This window comes from Brevundimonas vancanneytii, from assembly GCF_901421975.1.
GTDB classification, from domain to species: Bacteria; Pseudomonadota; Alphaproteobacteria; order Caulobacterales; family Caulobacteraceae; genus Brevundimonas; species Brevundimonas diminuta.
The window spans coordinates 2866939-2888268 of the sequence record NZ_LR588407.1 but is presented as its reverse complement, the minus strand read 5'-3'; the positions used below and the strand labels follow the sequence as shown (position 1 = coordinate 2888268).

Annotated in this window: 21 protein-coding genes and 2 pseudogenes; 17 read left to right on the top strand and 6 right to left on the bottom strand. The window is 69.5% G+C overall.

The window, feature by feature from the left end:
* Positions 1–52: 52 nt before the first annotated feature.
* A complete protein-coding gene (secA, locus tag FGL25_RS14315; RefSeq protein WP_436835255.1) occupies positions 53–2113 on the bottom strand; it encodes a preprotein translocase subunit SecA in 2061 nt (686 codons plus the stop codon).
* A 276-nt stretch (positions 2114–2389) separates the two neighbouring features.
* Here secA and FGL25_RS18135 point away from each other — a divergent pair.
* The 4 genes and pseudogenes from FGL25_RS18135 (at position 2390) to FGL25_RS14295 (ending at position 5335) form a co-directional block, all read left to right on the top strand.
* A pseudogene (locus FGL25_RS18135) lies at positions 2390–3332 on the top strand (peptidylprolyl isomerase).
* A pseudogene (gene argJ / locus FGL25_RS14305) lies at positions 3329–4712 on the top strand (bifunctional glutamate N-acetyltransferase/amino-acid acetyltransferase ArgJ). The pseudogenes FGL25_RS18135 and argJ overlap by 4 nt, the downstream one beginning before the upstream one ends.
* A 5-nt stretch (positions 4713–4717) precedes the next feature.
* Positions 4718–5125, top strand: coding sequence for a (deoxy)nucleoside triphosphate pyrophosphohydrolase (locus FGL25_RS14300; protein ID WP_138142463.1), 408 nt, complete (start codon positions 4718–4720; stop codon positions 5123–5125).
* A 27-nt stretch (positions 5126–5152) separates the two neighbouring features.
* A complete protein-coding gene (locus tag FGL25_RS14295) occupies positions 5153–5335 on the top strand; it encodes a Flp family type IVb pilin (RefSeq protein ID WP_138142071.1) in 183 nt (60 codons plus the stop codon).
* A 19-nt stretch (positions 5336–5354) separates the two neighbouring features.
* Here the strand turns inward: FGL25_RS14295 and FGL25_RS14290 are convergent, their stop codons facing one another.
* Positions 5355–6251: a methyltransferase domain-containing protein gene (locus tag FGL25_RS14290; protein WP_138142070.1), complete on the bottom strand. Its 897-nt coding sequence runs from the start codon at positions 6249–6251 to the stop codon at positions 5355–5357.
* Between FGL25_RS14290 and FGL25_RS14285 the strand changes: the two genes are divergently transcribed.
* From FGL25_RS14285 to FGL25_RS14255, 7 genes are read left to right on the top strand one after another with little or no spacing between them, the layout of a single operon-like run.
* Positions 6250–7056 (top strand): ComF family protein, encoded by an 807-nt coding sequence (locus tag FGL25_RS14285; RefSeq protein ID WP_138142069.1) that lies wholly within the window; start codon positions 6250–6252, stop codon positions 7054–7056. The genes FGL25_RS14290 and FGL25_RS14285 overlap by 2 nt on opposite strands.
* Before the next feature lie 35 nt (positions 7057–7091).
* Positions 7092–7349, top strand: coding sequence for a glutaredoxin 3 (gene grxC / locus FGL25_RS14280; protein ID WP_003164178.1), 258 nt, complete (start codon positions 7092–7094; stop codon positions 7347–7349).
* The gene (locus FGL25_RS14275) at positions 7350–8189 is read left to right on the top strand and encodes a carbon-nitrogen hydrolase family protein (protein ID WP_138142068.1); all 840 of its coding nucleotides are present in this window, start codon (positions 7350–7352) and stop codon (positions 8187–8189) included.
* A complete protein-coding gene (locus FGL25_RS14270; protein ID WP_138142067.1) occupies positions 8186–8629 on the top strand; it encodes a DUF1178 family protein in 444 nt (147 codons plus the stop codon). The genes FGL25_RS14275 and FGL25_RS14270 overlap by 4 nt, the downstream gene beginning before the upstream one ends.
* Before the next feature lie 6 nt (positions 8630–8635).
* Entirely contained in the window at positions 8636–9445 is an 810-nt protein-coding gene (locus tag FGL25_RS14265) for an AraC family transcriptional regulator (protein WP_138142066.1), read from the top strand.
* 42 nt (positions 9446–9487) lie between these two features.
* Entirely contained in the window at positions 9488–9955 is a 468-nt protein-coding gene (locus FGL25_RS14260) for a DUF6265 family protein (RefSeq protein WP_003164173.1), read from the top strand.
* Positions 9910–10443: a GNAT family N-acetyltransferase gene (locus tag FGL25_RS14255; RefSeq protein WP_138142065.1), complete on the top strand. Its 534-nt coding sequence runs from the start codon at positions 9910–9912 to the stop codon at positions 10441–10443. The genes FGL25_RS14260 and FGL25_RS14255 overlap by 46 nt, the downstream gene beginning before the upstream one ends.
* Here the strand turns inward: FGL25_RS14255 and FGL25_RS14250 are convergent.
* Both FGL25_RS14250 and ubiG read right to left on the bottom strand, forming a co-directional pair.
* On the bottom strand, positions 10430–10975 hold the full coding sequence (locus FGL25_RS14250; protein ID WP_138142064.1) for an AAA family ATPase: 546 nt from the start codon (positions 10973–10975) through the stop codon (positions 10430–10432). The two genes, FGL25_RS14255 and FGL25_RS14250, sit on opposite strands and share 14 nt — an antisense overlap.
* Positions 10972–11802 carry a bifunctional 2-polyprenyl-6-hydroxyphenol methylase/3-demethylubiquinol 3-O-methyltransferase UbiG gene (ubiG, locus tag FGL25_RS14245; protein ID WP_223850921.1) on the bottom strand — a complete coding sequence of 277 codons (831 nt, stop codon included), beginning with the start codon at positions 11800–11802 and terminating at the stop codon, positions 10972–10974. Before ubiG ends, FGL25_RS14250 begins: the two co-directional genes overlap by 4 nt.
* Before the next feature lie 44 nt (positions 11803–11846).
* Between ubiG and FGL25_RS14240 the strand changes: the two genes are divergently transcribed.
* The 5 genes from FGL25_RS14240 to FGL25_RS14220 all read left to right on the top strand — a co-directional run bounded on the left by FGL25_RS14240 (position 11847) and on the right by FGL25_RS14220 (position 18526).
* Positions 11847–13136 carry an aspartate kinase gene (locus FGL25_RS14240; protein ID WP_138142063.1) on the top strand — a complete coding sequence of 430 codons (1290 nt, stop codon included), beginning with the start codon at positions 11847–11849 and terminating at the stop codon, positions 13134–13136.
* A 58-nt stretch (positions 13137–13194) separates the two neighbouring features.
* The gene (gene ptsP / locus FGL25_RS14235) at positions 13195–15474 is read left to right on the top strand and encodes a phosphoenolpyruvate--protein phosphotransferase (RefSeq protein WP_138142062.1); all 2280 of its coding nucleotides are present in this window, start codon (positions 13195–13197) and stop codon (positions 15472–15474) included.
* A gap of 98 nt (positions 15475–15572) precedes the next feature.
* On the top strand, positions 15573–16697 hold the full coding sequence (locus tag FGL25_RS14230; RefSeq protein ID WP_138142061.1) for a helix-turn-helix domain-containing protein: 1125 nt from the start codon (positions 15573–15575) through the stop codon (positions 16695–16697).
* A 78-nt stretch (positions 16698–16775) separates the two neighbouring features.
* On the top strand, positions 16776–17927 hold the full coding sequence (gene ispG / locus FGL25_RS14225; RefSeq protein ID WP_138142060.1) for a flavodoxin-dependent (E)-4-hydroxy-3-methylbut-2-enyl-diphosphate synthase: 1152 nt from the start codon (positions 16776–16778) through the stop codon (positions 17925–17927).
* Positions 17924–18526, top strand: a complete 603-nt coding sequence (locus tag FGL25_RS14220) for a glutathione S-transferase N-terminal domain-containing protein (protein ID WP_138142059.1) — start codon at positions 17924–17926, stop codon at positions 18524–18526. Before ispG ends, FGL25_RS14220 begins: the two co-directional genes overlap by 4 nt.
* 6 nt (positions 18527–18532) lie before the next feature.
* Here the strand turns inward: FGL25_RS14220 and FGL25_RS14215 are convergent, their stop codons facing one another.
* Positions 18533–19312: a sulfite exporter TauE/SafE family protein gene (locus tag FGL25_RS14215; protein WP_003164165.1), complete on the bottom strand. Its 780-nt coding sequence runs from the start codon at positions 19310–19312 to the stop codon at positions 18533–18535.
* Positions 19313–19391: 79 nt separating this feature from the next.
* Positions 19392–20024 carry a response regulator gene (locus FGL25_RS14210; RefSeq protein WP_138142058.1) on the bottom strand — a complete coding sequence of 211 codons (633 nt, stop codon included), beginning with the start codon at positions 20022–20024 and terminating at the stop codon, positions 19392–19394.
* 187 nt (positions 20025–20211) lie between these two features.
* On the opposite strand from FGL25_RS14210, the gene prfA reads away from it, so the two are divergent.
* A complete protein-coding gene (gene prfA / locus FGL25_RS14205) occupies positions 20212–21279 on the top strand; it encodes a peptide chain release factor 1 (RefSeq protein WP_046654433.1) in 1068 nt (355 codons plus the stop codon).
* Positions 21280–21330 lie beyond the last annotated feature (51 nt).

The following is a 21330-nucleotide window of genomic DNA, read 5'->3' as shown; positions in this document are numbered from 1 at the left end:
CTCCTGACGCTGTTCGAACACGGCCTTGCGCTGGTCGTTCACGACGTCGTCGTTACTTCAGCACGTTCTTGCGCATGTCGTAGTTGCGGGCTTCGACGCGCTTTTGGGCAGTCTCGACGGCGCGGTTCAGCCAGGGGTGGCTGATGGCCTCGCCCTCGGCCACGCCGAAGGATTTCATGATGGCGTCCAGACGGTCGCCGGCGAAGATGCGCAGCAGGTCGTCTTCGCACGACAGGTAGAATTTCGAGGTGCCGGGGTCGCCCTGACGGCCGGTGCGGCCGCGCAGCTGGTTGTCGATGCGGCGGCTTTCGTGGCGCTCGGTGCCCAGGACGAACAGGCCGCCGGCGGCCATGGCCTGTTCCTTGGCGGAGGCGATCTCGGCCTTGAACTCGGCTTCCTTGGCTGCAAGGTCTTCCGGCGTCACGGCGACGGCCATGTTGCGCTGTTCCTGGGTCCAGCGCTGGATGCGCATCTCCAGGTTGCCGCCCAGCTGAATGTCGGTGCCGCGACCGGCCATGTTGGTGGCGATCGTCACCGCGCCCGGCAGACCGGCGTCGGCGACGATATAGGCTTCCTGCTCGTGCTGGCGCGCGTTCAGGACGTTGTGCGGAATGCCGCGGCCGGTGGCGTAGTCGATGTCATAGGCGGCGTCGCCGACCTTCTGCGCTTCCTTCTCGCGGCCCGCGTATTCGGGCTTGAGGGTGCGCGAGCGCTCGACCTTGTAGGTGTAGGTCTTCAGGACTTCGGACAGTTCTTCGGAGTTCTCGATCGAGACGGTGCCGACCAGGATCGGCTGGCCACGAACGTGGCATTCCGCAATCTGGGCGGCGATGGCGGCGTTCTTTTCCTTGAAGGTGCGATAGACCTCGTCGTCGTAATCCTTGCGCTGGATCGGACGGTTGGTCGGCACTTCCAGGACGTCCATCTTGTAGATGTCGAGGAATTCCTGGGCCTCGGTGGCGGCCGTGCCGGTCATGCCGGACAGTTTCTCGTAGAGGCGGAAATAGTTCTGGATCGTCACCGAGGCCAGGGTCTGGTTCTCGGGCATAATCTTGACGTCTTCCTTGGCCTCGATGGCCTGGTGAAGACCTTCGGACAGGCGACGGCCCGTCATCATGCGGCCGGTGTATTCATCGATCAGGACGATCTCGCCGTCCTTGATGATGTAGTCCTTGTCGCGCGTGTAGAGCGTGTTGGCGCGCAGGGCCTGGTTGGTGTGGTGGACCAGGCTGACGTTGGCCGGGTCGTACAGGTCGACGGTGTCCTCGGCGAAGTGGCCGGCGTCCTGAAGCATCTGCTCCATCCGCTCCGAGCCCAGCTCGGTCAGCAGGGCCTGACGCTGCTTCTCGTCGAGGTCGTAGGTGTCCTTGTCCTTGATCAATTCCTTCACCAGGGCGTCCAGCACCTTGTAGAGGTCCGAACGGTCCTCGGTCGGGCCCGAGATGATCAGCGGCGTGCGCGCCTCGTCGATCAGGATGGAGTCGACTTCATCGACGATGGCGAAGTGGTGGCCGCGCTGCACCATCTCGCGACGGTCGTAGACCAGATTGTCGCGCAGATAGTCGAAGCCGAATTCGTTGTTGGTGCCGTAGGTGATGTCGGCGTTGTAGGCCATCTGGCGCTGGCCCTGCGACAGGCCGTTGACGATGACCCCGACCTCAAGGCCCAGGAAGCGATAGACCTTGCCCATCTGCTCCGCGTCGCGGCGGGCCAGATAGTCGTTGACGGTGACGACGTGGACGCCCTTGCCGGCCAGGGCGTTCAGATAGACCGGGGCCACGGCGACCAGGGTCTTGCCTTCGCCGGTGCGCATTTCGGCGATGCCGCCTTCATGCAGGATCATGCCGCCGGTCATCTGCACGTCGTACTGACGCTGGCCCAGCACGCGCTTGGAGGCTTCGCGCACCACGGCGAAGGCTTCGTTCTGCAGCTTGTCCAGGCTCTCGCCGGCTTCGATGCGATCCTTGAACGTCTGCGTCATCATGCGCAGTTCGTCGTCCGAGAAGGCCTCGAACTTGGATTCCAGGGCGTTGATCTTCTGGACCTGGCCCATGAAGGCCTTGACCTTGCGGTCGTTGGAGGAACCGAGAAATTTCTTGGCGAAGCCGAGCATGGGCGATCCGGGTCAGGCGGTCGAGCGGCTGAAGGCTCTGAGAAAGACAGTTTCACCCGGTCGGAGGGCCGCGATCACGCCGGCCCCGGGCCTTCCCTGCAGATGAGGGCGCGCGAAGGGCCGCGCAGACGATCGAAAACCCCTCGACTTGGGCGCAGGCGGGACTTAAGCACCGCCCTTATCCCTGTCAACGCGAGGGCCTTTTTAAGGCGGCGTGTTTCAGGCGCGAATGTCCGTTTCGACGGCCTGTCCACAGACCCTTGCCCGGAGCGTCCGATGCGAGCGCGACGTCCCCTCCACAGCCTGTTTCTGGTCGTCGTCGCTGGTTTGGCGCTGGGCGTGGCCGCCTGCGGGCGCGGCGGCGACGAGGCCGCGCCGGAAAAGAACGACCGCGTCGTGGCCAGAGTCAACGATCGCGCCGTCTGGGCCTCGGACGTGCGCCGCGAAGCCGTGGCGCAGGGATTGATCGGCGAGGACGATCCCCTGGACGCCTCGTCGGAACTGTTTCGCCGGGTGATGGACGAGGTGGTCGATCAGAAGCTGCTGGCGGCCGAGGCCGAGCGCCGGCGGCCTCGATTCCAGCCCCGCCGCCCAGCGCCGCCTGCAGGCCGTGCGCGAGCGCATCCTGGGCGACATGCTGGTCGAGAAGGTGGTGTCCGGCGCCGTGTCCGAACAGGCGGTCGAACGCCTCTACGCCGAGCAGCAGCGGCTGGCCCGCGCGACCGAAGAGGTGCGGGTGCGCCTGATTCTGGCGCCGACCAAGGAACAGGCGGACGCCGTCCTGGGCGTCCTGGGGCAGGGGGCGGCCTTCGAGGCCGTCGCCGCCCAACGCTCCATCGACGACGCCACCCGCTATTCCGGCGGCGACCTGGGCTATTCGACGCTCGACGTTCTGCCCGGTCCCTACGCCGCCGCCCTGCAGGGCCAGACGCCGGGCGCGGTCGTCGGTCCGATCCAGACCGAGACCGGCTGGGCCGTGCTCAAGGTCGAGGATCGCCGCGTCGAAACTCCGCCGACGCTGGAGCAGGCGCGGCCGCAGATCGTGCGCTACCTGACCTATGAAGGCGTTCGTCAGTTGCTGGAGCAACTGCGCGGCCAGGCCGAGGTCGAGATCTCCCTGGACGGGGCCAAGACGGCCCCGCCTTCAGCCCCCGTTGAGTCCGCCGCCCCGCCTGCGGCCCAGAAAACCTCCGCTTCTCCCGCCGGAAACGCCTCATGAGCCAGCCGCCCTCCAAGTCCGCCTCGACCGGCAAGAAGATCGAAACCGCCATCGAGAAGGCGCTGGATCCGCTGGCCTCGGCGCTGAAGCGCGCGACGCAATCGGCCACCCAGGCGGTCGCCGCCTCGCCCGGCAAGCCGGGCCTGATGATCTCGCCCCTGGCCGTGCCTTTCCCAGCCATTCCGCCGATCGGCGGGGTCGAGATCGCGACGGCGCGCGCGGGCTTCTACAAGCATGAGCGCGACGATCTGGTGGTCTTTCGCTTCCCCGAGGGCGCGTCCTGCGCGGGCGTCTTCACCCGGCACAAGGTCGGCTCGGCCCCGGTTGACTGGTGCAAGCGTCATCTGGACGCGGACAAGGGCGGCGAGGGGGTCAAGGCCCTGGTCGTCAACGCCGGATGCGCCAACGCCTTCACCGGCAAGGCCGGGGCCGACGCCGCGCGCCGCACGGCTTCCGAGGTCGCCAAACGCTTCGACTGTCGCCAGCGCGACGTCATGCTGGCCTCGACCGGCGTTATCGGCGTGGTGCTGGACGACAAGAAGATCACCGCCCGCCTGCCCGAGGTCGAAGCCGGTCTGAAGGCTGACGCCTGGGCGCAGGCCGGTCTGGGCATCATGACCACGGACACCTTCCCCAAGGGCTCCTACGCCGAATGCGAGATCGAGGGGCGTCAAGGTCCGTATCGCCGGCATCGCCAAGGGCTCGGGCATGATCGCGCCGGACATGGCGACCATGTTGGCCTTCATCGTCACTGACGCCGACATCGCCCCGCCGGTGCTGAAGGCCCTGCTGAACCTGCACGTCCGCACCACCTTCAACTCGGTGACAGTGGACGGCGACACCTCGACCAACGACACGGCCCTGCTGTTCGCCACGGGCGCGTCCGGCGCGCCGCGCATCGGCCGCGTCGGCGACCGTCGGCTGAAGGAATTCTCGGCGGCGCTGGACGCCGTCATGCTCGACCTGGCGCACCAGCTGGTGAAGGACGGCGAGGGCGCGACCAAGTTCGTCAAGGTGACGGTCGAGGGCGCCGCCAGCCCCGCCTCGGCCCGCAAGCTGGCCAAGTCGATCGCCGACAGCCCCCTGGTCAAAACCGCCATCGCCGGCGAGGACGCCAACTGGGGCCGCATCGTCATGGCCGTGGGCAAGACGGAGGAGGCGGTCGACCGCGACCGCCTGGCTATCCGCTTCGGTCCGCACGTCGCCGCTGTCGACGGCGCCCCCTCGCCGACCTACGACGAGGCGGTCATGAGCGCCTATATGAAGAACGCCGAGATCGACATCACCGTCCATGTCGCCTCGGGCCGGGCCTCGGCCACCGTCTGGACCTGCGACCTGACCAAACGCTACATCGAGATCAACGGGGATTACCGCTCGTGAGCGAGATGCCCGCCGTTCCCACCGTCCTGGTCGTCGCCGTCGCCCTGATCGACCCGGACGGCCGCGTGCTGATCGCCAAGCGTCCCGAGGGCAAGCAGTTGGCGGGCCTGTGGGAGTTTCCCGGCGGCAAGGTCGAGCCGGGCGAACGGCCCGAGGCCGCCCTGATCCGCGAACTGAAGGAAGAGCTGGGCATCGACGTGAAAGAGGCCTGCCTGGCCCCCTTCGTGTTTACCAGTCACGCTTACGAATCCTTTCACCTGTTGATGCCACTCTACCTGTGCCGGCGCTGGTCCGGCGTGGTCGAGGCGCGCGAACACGCGGGTCTGGCCTGGGTGAAGCCGGACAAGCTGTCGGCCTATCCCATGCCTCCGGCCGACGAACCGCTGATCGCCTGGCTGCGCGATCTGCTCTGACGGGCCGACGATAGGGGAGGGCCGGGCGTGAAGGGTTTCATCTGCCGGTTCCACAGCGACGAAGGCGGCGCCACGGCCATTGAATACGGCCTGATCTGCGCCCTGATCTTCCTGGTCATCATCGGCGCCGTCAGCGCCTTCGCGGCGCGGTCGACGGCCATGTACGACTACATCTCCACGACCATCAGCGGCGCTATCGGCGGAGCCTAGATCCAGGGAAGAGCGGGGCTCAGCCCTCCTCGCCGGTCTGCTCCCTGACGCCTAGCGCATCGGCCAGGCGCGTCTTGGCCGAGCCGCGTTTGGCGGGCTTCTGCTGGCTGTCGTGCGGCGCCCATCCGGCCAGATGCACCATCTCGAAGGTGGCGGGGATGCGCCCGTCCGCCTCCGTGTGGCGCTCGGCGTAAAGCTGGGCCGCGCGGGCCAGCACGGCGCGGCTCAGCGGCCGGATCGGCCCGGCCAGCACATTGGTCTCGCCCATCGCCCGCAGGTCGCGCATCAGGGCGAAGGGATCGCCATAGCGCACCGTCACCCGGTCCACGTCCGTCACCGGCAGGGCGAACCCGGCCCGTTGCAGCAGGGCCGCCCCGTCGAAGCCGTCGGCGAAGGGCGAGACGCGCGCCTGGGCGCCGCCGTTGACCTCCAACTCGGCCTCGGTCAGCACGCCGCGCAGTTCTTTCAGCGTCGCCGCCCCGAACAGGCTGGCGACGAACAGGCCGTCGGGCTTCAGCGCGCGGCGGATCTGGCTCAAGGCGCCCGGCAGGTCGTTGGCCCAGTGCAGGCCCAGCAGGTTGACGATCAGATCGGCCGACCCGTCCTCCAGCCCCAGAGGCCCTGCCCCCGGCGCGGCGCGCTCAGCGGTCGAACCGACGGCGCGCACCTGCGCCACCCGCGCGCGCGCCGGGCTGTCGGCCAGGGCGCGGGCGAAGACGCCGGGGTGCGGCGACAGGTCGACGGGCGTCTGAAACTCGCGCAGGATCACTTCGAGGCTGTTCACCGCATTGTCGGCGGCGCGCAGGTGCAGGAAGTCGGCGTCGGGGAAATGTCGGGCGGCGCGGCTCAGGCGCGCGGCGCGGCGCGCGGCGTCGAAGATGATCGGGGGACCGGAGGAGGGAGAGGGGGCGCTCATGTCGGTTCAGGATGGGGGCTGGCGAGGTCGATTGAAAGGCGTCGTTGCGCCTTTAGCATCCGGCGCGCGCGATACGGGCCGGGGCCTGCTGGATATTCTGCTGCCGCCCGTCGCTCATGACAGCCGCGAGGCGGCGGCGTCCGCGGGCCTGTCGCCGGGCGCCTGGAGCCGGGTGGCCTTTCTGGAGGCGCCGGTCTGCGAGGGCTGCGGCGCGGCGTTCGAATATGACGGCGGCGACTTCGCGGCGGAGCGGTGCGCAGCCTGCGTCGCCAGCCCTTACGCCTTCGGCCGGGCGCGGGCGGCCTGCGTTTACGACGAGGCGTCGCGCGGGATCATCCTCAAGTTCAAACATGGCGACCAGCAGCAGTTCGCCCCTCTGTTCGCGCGTTGGATCAGCCGTTCGGCCGCCCCCCTGATCGAGACGGCCGACGCCGTGGTCCCCGTGCCGCTGCACCGCGCCCGCCTGCTGTCGCGGCGGTTCAATCAGGCCGCCGAGATCGCCCGGCCGCTGGCCCGCGCGGCGCGGCTCGACTATCTGCCCGACGCCCTGATCCGTCCTCTGCCGACCGCCAGCCAGGGCGGCAAGTCCGCGCGCGGACGGCGGCTGAACGTCAAGGCGGCCTTCGCCGTGACCGAGGTCGGGCGCCGACGCATCAAGGGACGTCGTCTGCTGCTGATCGACGACGTGCTGACCACGGGGGCTACGGCCGAGGCCTGCGCGCGGGCGCTGATCGAGGCCGGAGCGCGCGCTGTCGACCTGGCCGTCATCGCGAGGGTGAAAAACGCGCGCGAACCGCTTAAGTGAGGGAGAACCTTCCCATCCGCCTTCAGGAGTTCCCCTTGGCCGAAGTCGTCCTCTACACCAAACCCGGCTGCCCCTACTGCATCCGCGCCATGGCCCTGCTGGACCGCAAGGGCGCGGCCTATACGGAGATCGTCGCCTCCAACGATCCGGCCAAGAAGGCCGAGATGGTCGAACGCTCGGGCGGCGCCGCCACCTTCCCGCAGATCTTCATCGACGGAAAGCACGTCGGCGGCTCGGACGACATCCACGCCCTGGATCGCAAGGGCGAGCTGGACGCCCTGCTGGCGGCCTAGGTGACCGACACGCTCGACATCGCGCTGATCCAGACGCGGACGCCGGCGACGGCGGCCGCGGGGCTGGCGCATGTCGAGCCCCTGATCCGTCAGGCGGCGGCCGAGGGGGCGCAGTTGATCCTGACGCCCGAGGGGACCAACTTTCTCGAGCAACGCCGCGTCTTGCGCGACGCCGCCCTGTCGGACGAAGGCGCTGACCCGGCTGTCCTGGGGCTGAAGGCCCTGGCCGCCGAACTGGGCGTGTGGCTGTTGGTCGGCTCGGCCATCGTCCGCTCGGGCGTGGCGGATGACCCGCGCGCCGCCAACCGGTCCCTGATGATCGACCCCAGCGGGGCGATCACGGCCCGCTATGACAAGCTCCACGTCTTCGACGTCGACCTGCCGAACGGCGAGACCTATCGCGAAAGCGCCTCGGTGCGGCCCGGCGAGGCGGCGGTGGTCGCCGACAGCCCCTGGGGCGGCCTGGGCCTGACCATCTGCTACGACCTGCGCTTCCCGCATCTGCACCGCGCCCTGGCCAAGGCGGGCGCTCAACTGATCGCCGTCCCCGCCGCCTTCACCCGCCCGACCGGCGAGGCGCACTGGGAGACCCTGTTGCGCGCCCGCGCCATCGAGACGGGCGCCTTCGTCCTGGCTCCGGCCCAGGGCGGCACGCATGAGGACGGCCGCCAGACCTGGGGCCGCTCCCTGGTCGTCGGCCCGTGGGGCGAGGTCATCGCCCAACTCGACCACGACGAACCGGGCGTCCTGCACGCCCGGCTGGACCTTTCCGCCGTGGAGAAGGCGCGCGCCAGCGTCCCCGCCCTGCGCCACGACCGCGACTTCGACCTGCCTCTATGATCCGTTACGCCCTGTCCTGCGACCACGACCACGGCTTCGAGGCCTGGTTCGGCTCCTCGTCCGACTATGACGATCAGGCGGCGCGCGGTCTGGTGGAATGCCCCTTCTGCGGCTCGACAGCGGTGAGGAAGCAGGTGATGGCCCCGGCCGTCTCCGGCACGAAGAAGACCTCGCCCGACGCCCTGAAACCTGAAGCTCTGCAGCATATGCAGTCGATGATGATGCAGGCCGCCCGCGAGGTGCGCGACCACGTCGAGCAGAATTTCGACTACGTCGGCGACGCCTTCGCCCGCGAGGCCCGCGACATCCACGAAGGCCGCAGCGAGAAGCGCGAGATCTACGGCGAGGCCACCCCCGCCGAGGTCAAGAAGCTGAAGGACGACGGCGTGCCTTGCGCCCCCCTGCCCAGCCTGCCGCCCGATCCCAAGAAGGCGAACTGATCGCAGATGGGGCAGGGGGAGCGGTACGAGGAATTCGCCCCGCCCGAACCTTTGCGCCCCTTCGTGCGCCTGCTGTGGACCTACGCTGCGCCTCGCCCCAGCGGCGGGGTCCAGCGCATCGCTCCGGACGGCTGTCCCGAGCTGGTGGTCGATTTGGCCGCCCCCTATGAGGAACAGGACGTCGACGGCGTCTTCCACCCGCAGCCGTCGGTGATCTTCGCCGGCCAGATGACCCGGCCGATGGCCATCCGTCCGGTCGGCCCGGTCGAGATCGTCGCCGCCAAGTTCGAGCCGGACGGGGCGCGCGCGTTTCTCGGCCGCCCGCTGATCGAGGCGACCGACCGGCGGCTGGACCTTGTGGCGCGGCTGGACGGCTTCACGGCGCCGTCCGGCGATCCGGCGGGGCAGGCCGCCGCTCTGGGCGCCTGGCTGGAGGATCAGCGCCGGGCGGGCGACTGGCGCATCGACCCCGCCGTCCGCGCCCAGGTCGCCGCCGCCGAGAGCGACCTTGAGGGGCTGTCTTTGAGCCCGGCCGAGCGCCGCGCCCTGCAGCGCCGGTTCCGCGACCGGGTCGGCGTGGCGCCGCGCACCCTGCGCTCGGTCTTCCGCTTCCGCCGCATCTTCGATCACGCGATGGGCCAGGACGCAGACGCCGCCTCCTGGCTGGAGGCCGGTCTGGCCGCCGGCTATTTCGACCAACCGCAGATGGCGCGCGATTTCCGCCGCTTCCTGGGCTGCACCGCCACCGCCTGGGCGCGCGAACAGGTGGAGCTGGCGCTGCGGCGGGCGTCGCATTCCTACAAGCCCGCGCCGTGAGGGCTGCGTAACCTTCCCTTCGTCCTTGAGGAGGGAGAGCCCATGTCCGTTTCCAGCCTGCTGGCCGCCGCCCTGTGGCAGGCATCCTTGCCCGCGACGCCTGCGCCCGACCTGTCGTGGCTGGCGGGCTACTGGCTGGACTGTTCCGGCGGGCGCGAGGCGTCAGAGACCTGGAGCGATCCGCGCGCGGGTCTGATCGTCGGCCACTCGGTGACTGTGCGCAATGGCCGCAGCGGCTTCGAGAGCGCGCGTATCGCTCCCCTGACAGACGGCGGCCTGGCCTATTTCGCCCAGCCTGAGGGAGCGCCCGCGACGCCTTTCCGCCTGGTCGACAGCGGCCCCCAGCGGGCGGTTTTCGCCAATCCGGACAACGACTTTCCGCACCGCATCATCTATGAACGCGCGGGGGATAGACTGACCGCCCGGATCGAAGGGGCGGACGACGATGAGAACCGGAGCGTGCAATGGCGATTCAACAGGGCGGAGCTGAACGCCCGCTGTCCACTCTGACCTGGCGACCGATGACGCCGGACGACCTCGACGGCGTGGTCGCGGTGGCCCAACTGTCCTTCCCCGATCACCCGGAAGAGCGCGCCTGCTTCGCCAACCGTCTGGAGCTGCACCCCGAAGGCTGCTTCGTGCTGGCCGCCGAAGACGGGCCGGTCATGGGCTATCTGGTCGCCTATCCGTGGGTGCTGAACGCCGCCCCGGCGCTGAACGTGCTGATCGACGCCATCCCGGCCGAGGCCGAGGTCGTCTATCTGCACGACCTGGCTCTGCACCCCGACACGCGCGGCGGCGGCCACACCCGGCCGGTGGTCGAGCGCCTGGCCGAGCAGGCCAAGGCGGCGGGCTGGCCGGCGGTCGCCCTGGTGGCGGTCAACGACGCATCAGGCTTCTGGGCGCGCAACGGTTTCGAGATCCAGAACCCGCCGGGCATGGCCAAGAAGCTGGCCAGCTACGGCGACGACGCCCGCTATATGGTCAGGCCCCTGTAAGAGTCTTCAGCACGAAGTCGAGGCGCTCGGACACGGGCGCTTTGGGCAGTTCGATTAGTTCATAGCCGAAGCGCGGATAGGTCTCGGCCATGGCGTCGAAGGTGCGGCGGGCCTCGTCCAGATCCTGCTTGCGCTCGGCGTCCTGGCCGAAGATCTCGGGCCAGACCGGGGCGATGAAGACGCGCCGGTCATAGCGGATGTCCTGCGCCGCCCGCTCCATATGGGCTGGGACCGGAAGGCCGCACAGGCTCAGGTATCCGACCACGTCCGGGACGCCGCGATCGAAGAAGACCGGCCCGTCGGCGCTCTCGGCGCGGGCGTGGGCTTCCAACTCGCGATCCAGCATCAGTTCGGCGAACAGGGCCCGGTCCTTCCACGGCAGGGCCTCGCCGTCGATGGCCTGCTGGCGGCGGATGATGGCGCGCCCGGCCTCGGGCGAGGTTACATGGCCAGCCGCCGCCAGCGCCTCCAGCAGCGTCGTCTTGCCCGAGCCGGGACCGCCGGTCAGGACGATGCGGCGCGGGCTGATCATGCGTCGCGGGTCGCCATCATCATGTAGTTGATGCCCACGTCGTCGCCCTCGCTCCAGCGGTCGTTCAGCGGGTCATAGGCCAGTCCATAGGGGCCGGTGACGGTCAGGGGCTCGCCGTCCAGCATGGCGCGCAGTTCGTCGGGCTTGAGGAACTGGCGCCAGTCGTGAGTGCCTGCGGGCACCCAGCGCAGCACATATTCCGCCGCGACCTTGCCCAGCAGCAGGCCCTTCAGCGTACGGTTCAAGGTGGCGACGATCATGAGGCCGCCCGGCTTGATCAGTTTCGAGCAGGCGCGGATGAAGGCTTCGGGGTCGGCGACGTGTTCGATGACTTCCATGGTCAGCACCACGTCGAACGGCCCGGCGCCTGCTTCGACCATCTGCTCCACCGTGGCGGCGCGATAGGCGATGTCCAGACCGACCTGATCGGCGTGGGCGCGGGCGGTGCCGATGTTCTCGGACGAGGCGTCTATGGCCGTGACCTCAAAGCCCATGCGCCGCATCGGCTCGGCGATCAGGCCGCCGCCGCAGCCGATGTCGATCAGGCTGAGGCCGCTGAAAGGCGCGCGCGTGCGCACGTCGCGATCAAAGTGCTCGGCCGCCCGATCGCGCACGAATTTCAGCCGCGCCGGGTTGAAACGATGCAGGGGGGCGAAGGGGCCTTTGGGATCCCACCACTCGGCCGCTTGGGCCGAAAAGCGCGCCACGTCGGCCGGGTCGATGCTCGGTCCTTCGGCACGATCGGTAGCAAAGGGTGAAAAACCCTCTTCGCTTTGGGGTTTGCGTGGATCGAGGCTGTCGTTAGAAGCGGGCATGGGCAGAGGCATGGACCGCCTTCGCCCGCCATGCAAGCAGGGGATCAGACGCCAGGATGACGCGGGCCGACACGAACCGGTTGGTGATGAAGTTCGGCGGCACCTCCATGGCCGACCTGGAACGCATCCGTCGCGCGGCGCGCATCGTCGCCGCCGAAGCCGCCAGGGGCAAGAAGGTGGCCGTGGTCGTCTCGGCCATGGCGGGCAAGACCAATGAGCTGGTCGCCTGGACCGACGGCGTGGGCGCGGCCGCGCCGGGCCTGTACGGCGACGGCGTCCTGTCGGACGACGAATACGACGTGGTGGTCGCCTCGGGCGAGCAGGTGACGTCGGGCCTGCTGGCCCTGACCCTGCGCAACATGGGCCTGAAGGCGCGCAGCTGGATGGGCTGGCAGATTCCGATCCTGACCGACGACGCCCACGGACGCGCCCGCATCGAAGAGGTGCCCGGCGATGCGCTGGGGGCCGCGCTCGACGCGGGCGAGATCGCCATCGTGCCGGGCTTCCAGGGCGTGACCCGCGACGGGCGCATCACCACCCTGGGCCGGGGCGGCTCGGACACCTCGGCCGTGGCGGTGGCGGCGGCCCTGGGCGCGCCGTGCGACATCTATACCGACGTGGACGGCGTCTATACGACCGACCCGCGCATCCAGAGCCGCGCCCGGCGTCTGGAGAAGGTGTCCTACGAAGAAATGCTGGAGATGGCGTCGCTGGGCGCCAAGGTGCTGCAGACCCGCTCGGTCGAGCTGGCCATGCACAAGCGCGTGCCGGTGCGCGTCCTGTCCAGCTTCATCGAACCGGATGAAAACGGAAACCTGCCGCAACACGCCGGCACCCTGATTTGCGACGAGGATGAGATCGTGGAAAAGCGCATCGTTTCCGGCGTGACCATGAGCCGGGACGAAGCCCGGATCACGCTGCTTGGCCTGTCGGACCGGACGGATGCTCCGGCCGACGTCTTCACCCGCCTGGCCGAGGCCGAGGTCAACGTCGACATGATCGTGCAGAGCCAGGCCCGCACCGAAGGCGCGGTCAACCTGACCTTCACGACCGGCCGCCGCGACGCGCGCCGCGCCGCCGAACTGATGACCGCCGCCAAGGCCGAGATCGGCTTCGAGGAGCTGCGGGTCGACGACGACGTGGCCAAGGTCTCGGTGATCGGCGTGGGCATGCGCAGTCACGCGGGCGTGGCCCAGACCATGTTCCGCGCCCTGGCCGACAAGGGCGTGAAGTTCCAGGCCATCTCGACCTCTGAGATCAAGATCAGCGTGCTGATCGATTCGGATTACGCCGAGCTGGCGGTCCGAGCGCTGCACGCGGCCTACGGTCTGGACGCGGAAGACTAGGATATCGGAAGCGCCGCCCTATCTGGAACGGATCGGGAGCGGCAAGGCGGGAGCAGGCATGGTCAAGGGCGTGGCAGCGACGGCGAGGGGGCCCCGCCTTCTGCTGCGCCAGATCCGCGAGGCTCTGGCCGGGGCCGGGGGCGGCGCGCCCGCGCAGGACCGGCTGAACATGGTGGTGCGGATCATCGCTCGCTCCATGGTGGCCGAGGTCTGCTCCATCTATCTGCGGCGCGCGTCGGGCGAGTTGGAGCTGTTCGCCACAGAGGGGTTGAACCCCGAGGCCGTCCACAACACCCGTCTGCGCCCCGGCGAGGGCCTGGTCGGCGAGGTGGCCCGCACGGCCGCGCCGATCAGCCTGTCGGACGCCCAGTCGCATCCCAGCTTCTCCTATCGGCCGGAAACGGGCGAAGACCCCTATCACGCCTTCCTCGGCGCGCCCCTGCTGCGCGGCGGCCGGGCCATCGGCGTCCTGGTCGTCCAGAACCGCGCCGCCCGTCGTTATGACGAGGAAGAGGTCGAGGACATCCAGACCATCGCCATGGTCCTGGCCGAGACGGTGGCTTCGGGCGAGCTGCTGGCGCTGGAGGAGCTGCGCGACGTCGAGGTCGCGCCCCACCGCCCCGAGCGGCTGAAGGGGCAGAAGTTCGCCGAGGGCCTGTCGTTCGGGCAGGCCGTGCTGCACGAGGCGCCGATCGCGCCGGAACAGCTGCTGTCCGACGATCCGGCTGCTGAAGAGGTGCGGCTCAAGGAGGCGCTGGAGCGTCTGCGCACCAGCATCGACGCCCTGCTGGAAGGCAGTCAGGGCAAGCTGGGCGGCACCCCCTATGAGGTGCTGGAGACATATCGGATGTTCGCCGACGACCGGGGCTGGAACCGGTCGCTGGAGGAGGCGGTGCGTTCCGGCCTGACGGCCGAGGCCGCCGTGGACCGCGTCCGCAACGAGCACCGCGCCCGCTTCGCCAACGCCCGCGATCCCTATATCCGCGAGCGGCTGCACGACTTCGAGGATCTGGCCAACCGCCTGCTGCGGCTGATGGCGGGCGATCATCCGGGCCAGCGCGACCTGCCCGACGACGCCATCCTGGTGGCCAAGAACCTGGGACCGGCGGACCTGCTGGAGTATCCGCGCCACAAGCTGCGCGGCCTGCTGCTGGAAGAAGGCTCGGCCGCCGCCCACGCGGCCATCGTCGCCCGCGCCCTGCAGATTCCCTGCGTCGGCCGCCTGCAGGGCCTGCGCGATCGCCTGACCGAGGGCGATCAGGTCATCGTCGACGGCGAGACGGGCGAGGCCTACTTGCGGCCCCGCCCCGACATGCTGGCGGCGGTCGAGAGCCGCATGGCGGTGCGCGAACAGCGCCGCGCCGAGTTCGACCAGCTGCGCGACACCCCCGCCGTCACCAGGGACGGCAAGCGCATCATGCTTCTGACCAACGCCGGCCTGGCGGTGGATCTGGAGAATCTGGACGCCACGGGCGCCGAGGGCATCGGCCTCTTCCGCACCGAATTCCAGTTCATGGTCTCGGACGAGCTGCCGCGCCTGGACGCCCAGGCGGCGCTCTACAAGCTGGTGCTGGATGCGGCGGGCGACCGGCCCGTCACCTTCCGCACGCTGGACATCGGCGGCGACAAGGTGCTGCCCTACCTCGACAATGAGCGCGAAGAGAACCCGGCGCTGGGCCGCCGCGCCATCCGTCTTGGGCTGGATCGTCCGGCCCTGCTGCGGATGCAGCTGCGCGCCCTGCTGAGCGCCGCCGCCGGGCGCGAGCTGCGCGTCATGTTCCCCATGATCGCCACGGTGGACGAGTTTCGCGCCGCCCGTGAACTGGTCGACGTCGAATGCGACTGGGCGCGGCGCCGGGGGCGGCCTCTGCCGTCCCTGCTGCGGGTCGGGGCCATGATCGAATGCCCCAGCCTGCTGTGGCACCTGGACGCCCTGCTGCCGCTGACCGACTTCGTTTCGATCGGCACCAACGACCTGCTGCAGTATATGTTCGCCGCCGACCGGACGAACCCGCGCGTGTCGGATCGCTACGATCCCCTGTCGCCGCCCTTCCTGCGCGCCCTGGCGGATATTCAGCAGAAGTGCGCCGACAGCGCCACGCCCGTCTCGGTCTGCGGCGAACTGGCGGGCCGTCCGCTGGAGGCCTTCGCCCTGATCACCCTGGGCTACAGCCGTTTGTCCGTTCCGGCGGGCGGGGTGGGACCGGTCAAACGCATGATCCTGTCGGCTGATCTGAACGCGGCGCGGCGGGGGATGAACGCCCTGCTCGGCTCCTCGGCCGCGTCGGTGCGCGGCGAGATCGAGTCCCTGGCGCGCAAGCTCAATGTCGAAGTCTGAGAAAGCGGGGCCGCTTTCCCGCGTTGCCCGCGCTCCCGGCCTCGTCTAAGCGGGGGTGACGGGCGCATCGGCGCCCAGCGTGACGGAACACCGACCCTATGGACCAGGATCGGCAAGCCGCGTTCGACTTCGACGCCGACGCGACGCTGGATCAGACCCCGGAGGCGACGCCCGAAGCGACGCCTGAAGAACCCTCGGACGATTCCCTGGGCGCGTCCCTGCGCGCCGCGCGCCTGGCGTCGGGCCTGTCCATGGCCGAGCTGTCGACCAAGACGCGGGTGCATCCGCGTTTCCTGACCGCGCTGGAGCAGGGCGAGTACGCCGTCCTGCCGTCGCGCATCTTCTCCATGGGCTATGTGCGCGCCTATGCCGGCGCCCTGGGCCTGGACGAGCTGAACGCGGTCGAGCGGTTCAAGCAGGAATACCCCGATGCGGCCGTGCCGCTGCAGCCGCCGACGGGCGCCGCCCTGCAGCAGATGCGCCAGAACTCGCCCAAGATCCTGGGCGTCATCGGCGTCTTCCTGGCGGTGGTGATCGGCTGGAACGTCTTCCAGCGCGTCAACCGAATCGAGGCGCCGCACCCCTCCGACCTGGTCGCCGTGCCCAAGGACTGGGCCGAGCAGGCCGACCATCAACGGGACCGCGCCCTCTATCTCGGCGCGCCCAAGGCGGCCCCGCCGGACCAGACGACGCCGGCCATGTACATCACCCCGGGGCTGGAGGCTCAGCTGACGGGGATCGACCCGGACGACCCCAACGCCGCGCCTCCGCCCGCGCCGCCGGTGCAGGCCGCCTTCAACCCGCGCGGGGCCATCTACGGCGCCTCGGCCACGGTCTCCCAGGTCACGCTTCAGGCGCGCAAGTCCGCCATCCTGGTCATCCGCCAGGGCGACGGCCGCATCCTGTTCGCGCGCCAACTGGCTGCGGGCGAGGCCTGGCGCGCGCCGCCCGGCGTGGCGGCCACCATCGACACGCCCGATCCGGCGGCCTTCGACGTCTATCTGAACGGCGAGCACGGCGGCGTCCTGCCCGCGCCCCAGTCGCCGCTCGGGTCGCTGAACAACCGCGCCCAGGCGGCCGCGCGCGAGTCCGAGGCCCGCGCCGCCGCCGCCGTCGAGGCCCGGGCCCGCGCGGCTCAGGCGGCGGCTGCGGCTGCGGCCGCCGCGACGCCTTCGCCGACGTCGACCCAGGCCGCCGCCGCGGCTCCCGCGCCCGCCGCCTGATACTTTCCTCGACGAAGGCGCGATCTTTCGCCGCCTGTCGTGGTTTTGCCGCTCTTCCTGTCCTATGTTCCCGGCGTCATGAGCGACCATTCCGAACTCGGCCATATCCGCCCCTGGCGCCACATCGAGCGCCGCAAGAGCCGCCAGATCATGGTCGGCTCCGTCCCTGTCGGCGGCGACGCCCCGATCAGCGTCCAGTCGATGACCAATACGCCGACGACCGACGCGGCGGCGACGCTGGAGCAGATCCGTCAGTTGGAAGAGGCCGGGGCCGACATCGTGCGCGTCTCTTGCCCGGACGAGGAGTCGACGGCGGCCTTCAGGACCATCGCGCGCGAGGCCAGCGTGCCGCTCGTGGCGGACATCCACTTCCACTACAAGCGCGGCATCGAGGCGGCCCAGGCGGGCGCCGCCTGCCTGCGCATCAACCCCGGCAACATCGGTTCGATCGAGCGGGTCAAGGAAGTCGTTCAGGCGGCCCGCGACCACGGCTGCTCCATGCGCATCGGCGTCAACGCCGGCTCGCTGGAGAAGGAGCTGCTGGAGAAATACGGCGAGCCCTGTCCGGATGCGATGGTCGAAAGCGCCCTGAACCACGCCCGGATTCTTCAGGATCTGGACTTCCACGAGTTCAAGATCTCGGTGAAGGCGTCCGATCCCTTCCTGACGGTGGCCGCCTATCAGCAACTGGCTGACGCCATTGACTGCCCCCTGCACCTGGGCGTGACCGAGGCGGGCCCCTTGCGCACCGGCACCATCAAATCGGCCATCGGCATGGGCAATATGCTGTGGTCGGGCATCGGCGACACCATCCGCGTGTCCCTGGCCGCCGATCCGGTCGAAGAGATCAAGGTCGGCTTCGACATCCTGAAGTCGCTGGGCCTGCGTCACCGGGGGGTGAACATCATCGCCTGCCCGTCCTGCGCGCGTCAGGGCTTCAACGTCATCGAGACGGTGGGGATTCTGGAAGAGCGACTGGCGCATGTCTCGACGGCCATGTCGCTGTCCATCATCGGCTGCGTGGTCAACGGGCCGGGCGAGGCCCTCTATACCGACATCGGCTTCACCGGCGGCGGCAAGGGGGCGGGCATGGTCTATCTGAACGGCAAGATCGCTCACAAACAGGCCAATGAGGGCATGATCGACGAGATCGTCGCCCAGGTCGAAGCCAAGGCCGCCGAACTGGACGCCGCCCGCGCCGCCGCCATTGCTCTCAACGCCGCCGAATGACCATGAAGCTCTACATCACCACCCCGTCGCCCTTCGCCCGCAAGGTTCGCATCGTCGCTCGCGAAAAGGGGCTGGCCGACCGGGTCGAGGAGATCATCGTCGATCCTTACGCCGACGCGCCGGAGCTGCTGTCGACCAACCCCGTGGTTCAGGTTCCGACGCTGATCGCCGCGGACGGCCTGCCGCTGACCGACAGCCCGGTCATCGCCGAGTATCTGGACGCCCTGGGGTCAGGACCGCGTCTGCTGCCGACCGAGGGGACGGAGCGCCTGCGGGTCAAGCGGCTGGAGACCCTGGCCAACGCCGCGTTGGAGATGGGCGTCAAACTGGTGCTGGAGAAGCGGCGACCCGAGCATGAACGCTCGCCGTCCTGGATCGCGCGCTGGACCGTCAACATGGGCCGCGCCCTGGATGCGCTGGAGACCGCCGCCCCGGACGCCGAGGCGCTGGACATGGGCGTGCTGACGGCCGGGATCGCCGTCACCTGGATCGGCTTCCGTCACCCGGACTACGACTGGAAGACGGGCCGCCCGAACCTGGTCGCCCTGCAGGCGGCGCTGGAGCAGCGTCCCAGCTTCATCGACACCTTCCCGCGCTAGACGGGATCAGCCGATTAGTTTCAGCAGTTGCGCGCCCTGGAAGGCGGCGAGGATCAGCAGCAGGAAGCCGACCGCATAGGTCAGGGCCTTGCGCGGCACCTTCTTGACGATCAGTCCGGCGAAGGGGGCGGCGATCAGGCCGCCGACCACCAGGCCGCCGACGGCCGCCGCGTGGTTCTGGAGCGCGCCCGCCTCTTCCCAGTGGCCGCTGACCAGGGCCCAGACGAAGGTGGCCGAGACGGCCACGGTCAGGAAGAATTCGGCTGTGTTCACCGTGCCGATGGCCTTGCGCGGCTCATGCCCGGCGCCGACCATGGTCGAGGAGACGGTCGGCCCCCAGCCGCCGCCGCCCACGGCGTCCAGAAAGCCGCCGACCAGCCCCAGCGGCGCCGTGACCCAGGCGGGCAGGTGGCGCGGGCGGATGTCATGCCCGGCGCGCCACAGGATCCACACCCCGACCAGGGCCAGATAGCCGACGACGAAGGGTTTGATGGTCGAGGCCTCCAGTCCCGTCAGAACATAGGCGCCCAGCACCCCGCCGATCACGCCCGCGATGGCCAGCGGCGCCAGCAGCCGCCACTCGACGTTCTTGTGCCAGGCATGGCTTCCCGCCGAGGCGGCCGTGGTGAAGACCTCGGCGGCGTGGACGCTGGCCGAGGCCGTGGCCGGGGGCACGCCCAGGGCCAGAAGCACCGAGGAGGAGATGACGCCGTAGGCCATGCCCAGGGCGCCGTCGACCGCCTGGGCCAGGACGCCGACCAGAAGGAACAGGAAGAAGGTGTCCATTCAGCGCCTCGGGCCGGTGGGGTTGAGGGCCATCAGGCGCAGGTCGCGCGCCGCCTGGCAATGGCCGTCATGAGCCGGCTCAGGCGGACTCCAGCCGGGACAGGGCGTCCAGCACGTCGCGACCGCGATAGGGCTTGATGACCATGGCGGCGGCCAGTTCGGCGTTTTGCGCCGCCGCCGTCACGTCGCCGGACAGGAAGATCACCGGCACGCCCCAGCGCGATTTCAGGCTGCGGGCCAGGTCCACGCCCGTGTTCTCGCCCGACAGGTTGATGTCGAGCAGGGCCACGTCGATGGGGTGAAGCGCGGTCGCCGCCGCTGCGGCTTCGGCGCTGTGGAAGGGACCGACGACGCGGTGCCCGGCGGCGTCCAGCGCCTCGGTCAGGTCCAGGGCGGCGTCGGCGTCATCCTCGACCAGCAGGACGGTCAGGGGGGCGGCTTCGGCCGCCGGGGTCGTGATCGGCTCGGTCGAGGTCCGCTCCGGCGCCGGGGCCTGGCGCACCAGGACGGCGCGGACATAGGGCCACAGTTCGGCGGCGGGGCGCTCGGCGTCCAGGTCGAAGATCTTGGCCAGGGCTCTCAACTCGCGCTCGGCCTCGGGCGACACCGTTCCGCCCGCCTGCAACAGGCCGTCGTAGAGGGCGCACAGTCGCGCCGCATCGGTATTCGCCGCGCCCGGCGGGGCGGCGTTCTGAGGCTTGATGACGGTCATGCCCCTGTCTCCTTCTGTTTCAGCCTCACAGCAGCTAGGGGTTTTGCAGTTGCGAAAAAACCGGCCTGACGGGCTTGTGACGGCTGTTCACGATTGCTCCATGAGCGCGTGTAGAGGCGTTTTTATCGACACGGCGGCGTGTCGCGGGTAAGGCTCCGCGCTCGATTTTCTCAGCAAGGACACGCCGTTGCGACTGCCTCAGGCCCGGCTCGATCAGGTGCTCGACCGCTTCCATCAGGTGGAGGCGCGCATGGGCGCGGCCACCGACGGCGCCGAGATCGTGCGCCTGTCGAAAGAGCACGCCGAGCTCAAGCCCGTGGCCGACGCGGTTCAGGCCCTGGCCCGCGCCCGCGCCGAGGCGGACGACCTCAAGGCCATGGCCGCCGACCCGGAAATGGCCGCCCTGGCCGCCGATGAACTGGACGCCCTGACCGAGCGCCTGCCGACACTGGAGCGTGAAGTCGCCCTGCTGCTGGCCCCGCGCGACGCCGATGAAAACGCCTCGGCCGTGCTGGAAGTGCGCGCGGGCACCGGCGGCGACGAGGCGGCGCTGTTCGCGGGCGACCTGTTCCGCATGTACTCGCGCTACGCTCAGTCGCGCGGCTGGCGGGTCGAGATCGACAGCGCCGCCGAGGGCGACGCCGGCGGCTTCAAGGAGATCATCGCCACTGTCAGCGGCGAGGGCGTCTTCGGCCGCCTGAAGTTCGAGAGCGGCGTCCACCGCGTCCAGCGCGTGCCCACCACCGAGGCGGGCGGCCGCATCCACACCTCGGCGGCGACCGTCGCCGTCCTGCCCGAGGTCGAGGACGTCGAGATCGAGATCCTCGACAAGGACATCCGTATCGACACCTATCGCTCGTCCGGCGCGGGCGGCCAGCACGTCAACAAGACCGACTCGGCGGTGCGCATCACCCACCTGCCCACCGGCATCGTCGCCACCTCTTCGGAAAAGTCGCAGCACGTGAACCGCGACAAGGCGATGAAGAACCTGCGCGTGCGCCTCTACGACATGCAGCGCCAGGCCAAGGACGCCGCCCGTTCGGACGCGCGCAAGTCCCAGGTCGGCTCGGGCGACCGCTCCGAGCGCATCCGCACCTACAACTTCCCGCAAGGAAGGGTGACGGATCACCGCATCGGCCTGACCCTGCACAGCCTGCCGCAAATCCTCGAGGGCGACCTCGACCCCATGCTCAACGCCCTGATCGCCGAAGACCAGGCCGCCCGCCTGGCCGATCTGGAAGCCGAACTGGGCTGAGGGCGCCGAGGCGCGTCCGCATCTGACGCGGCCCGCCTTTAATCTGGCTCC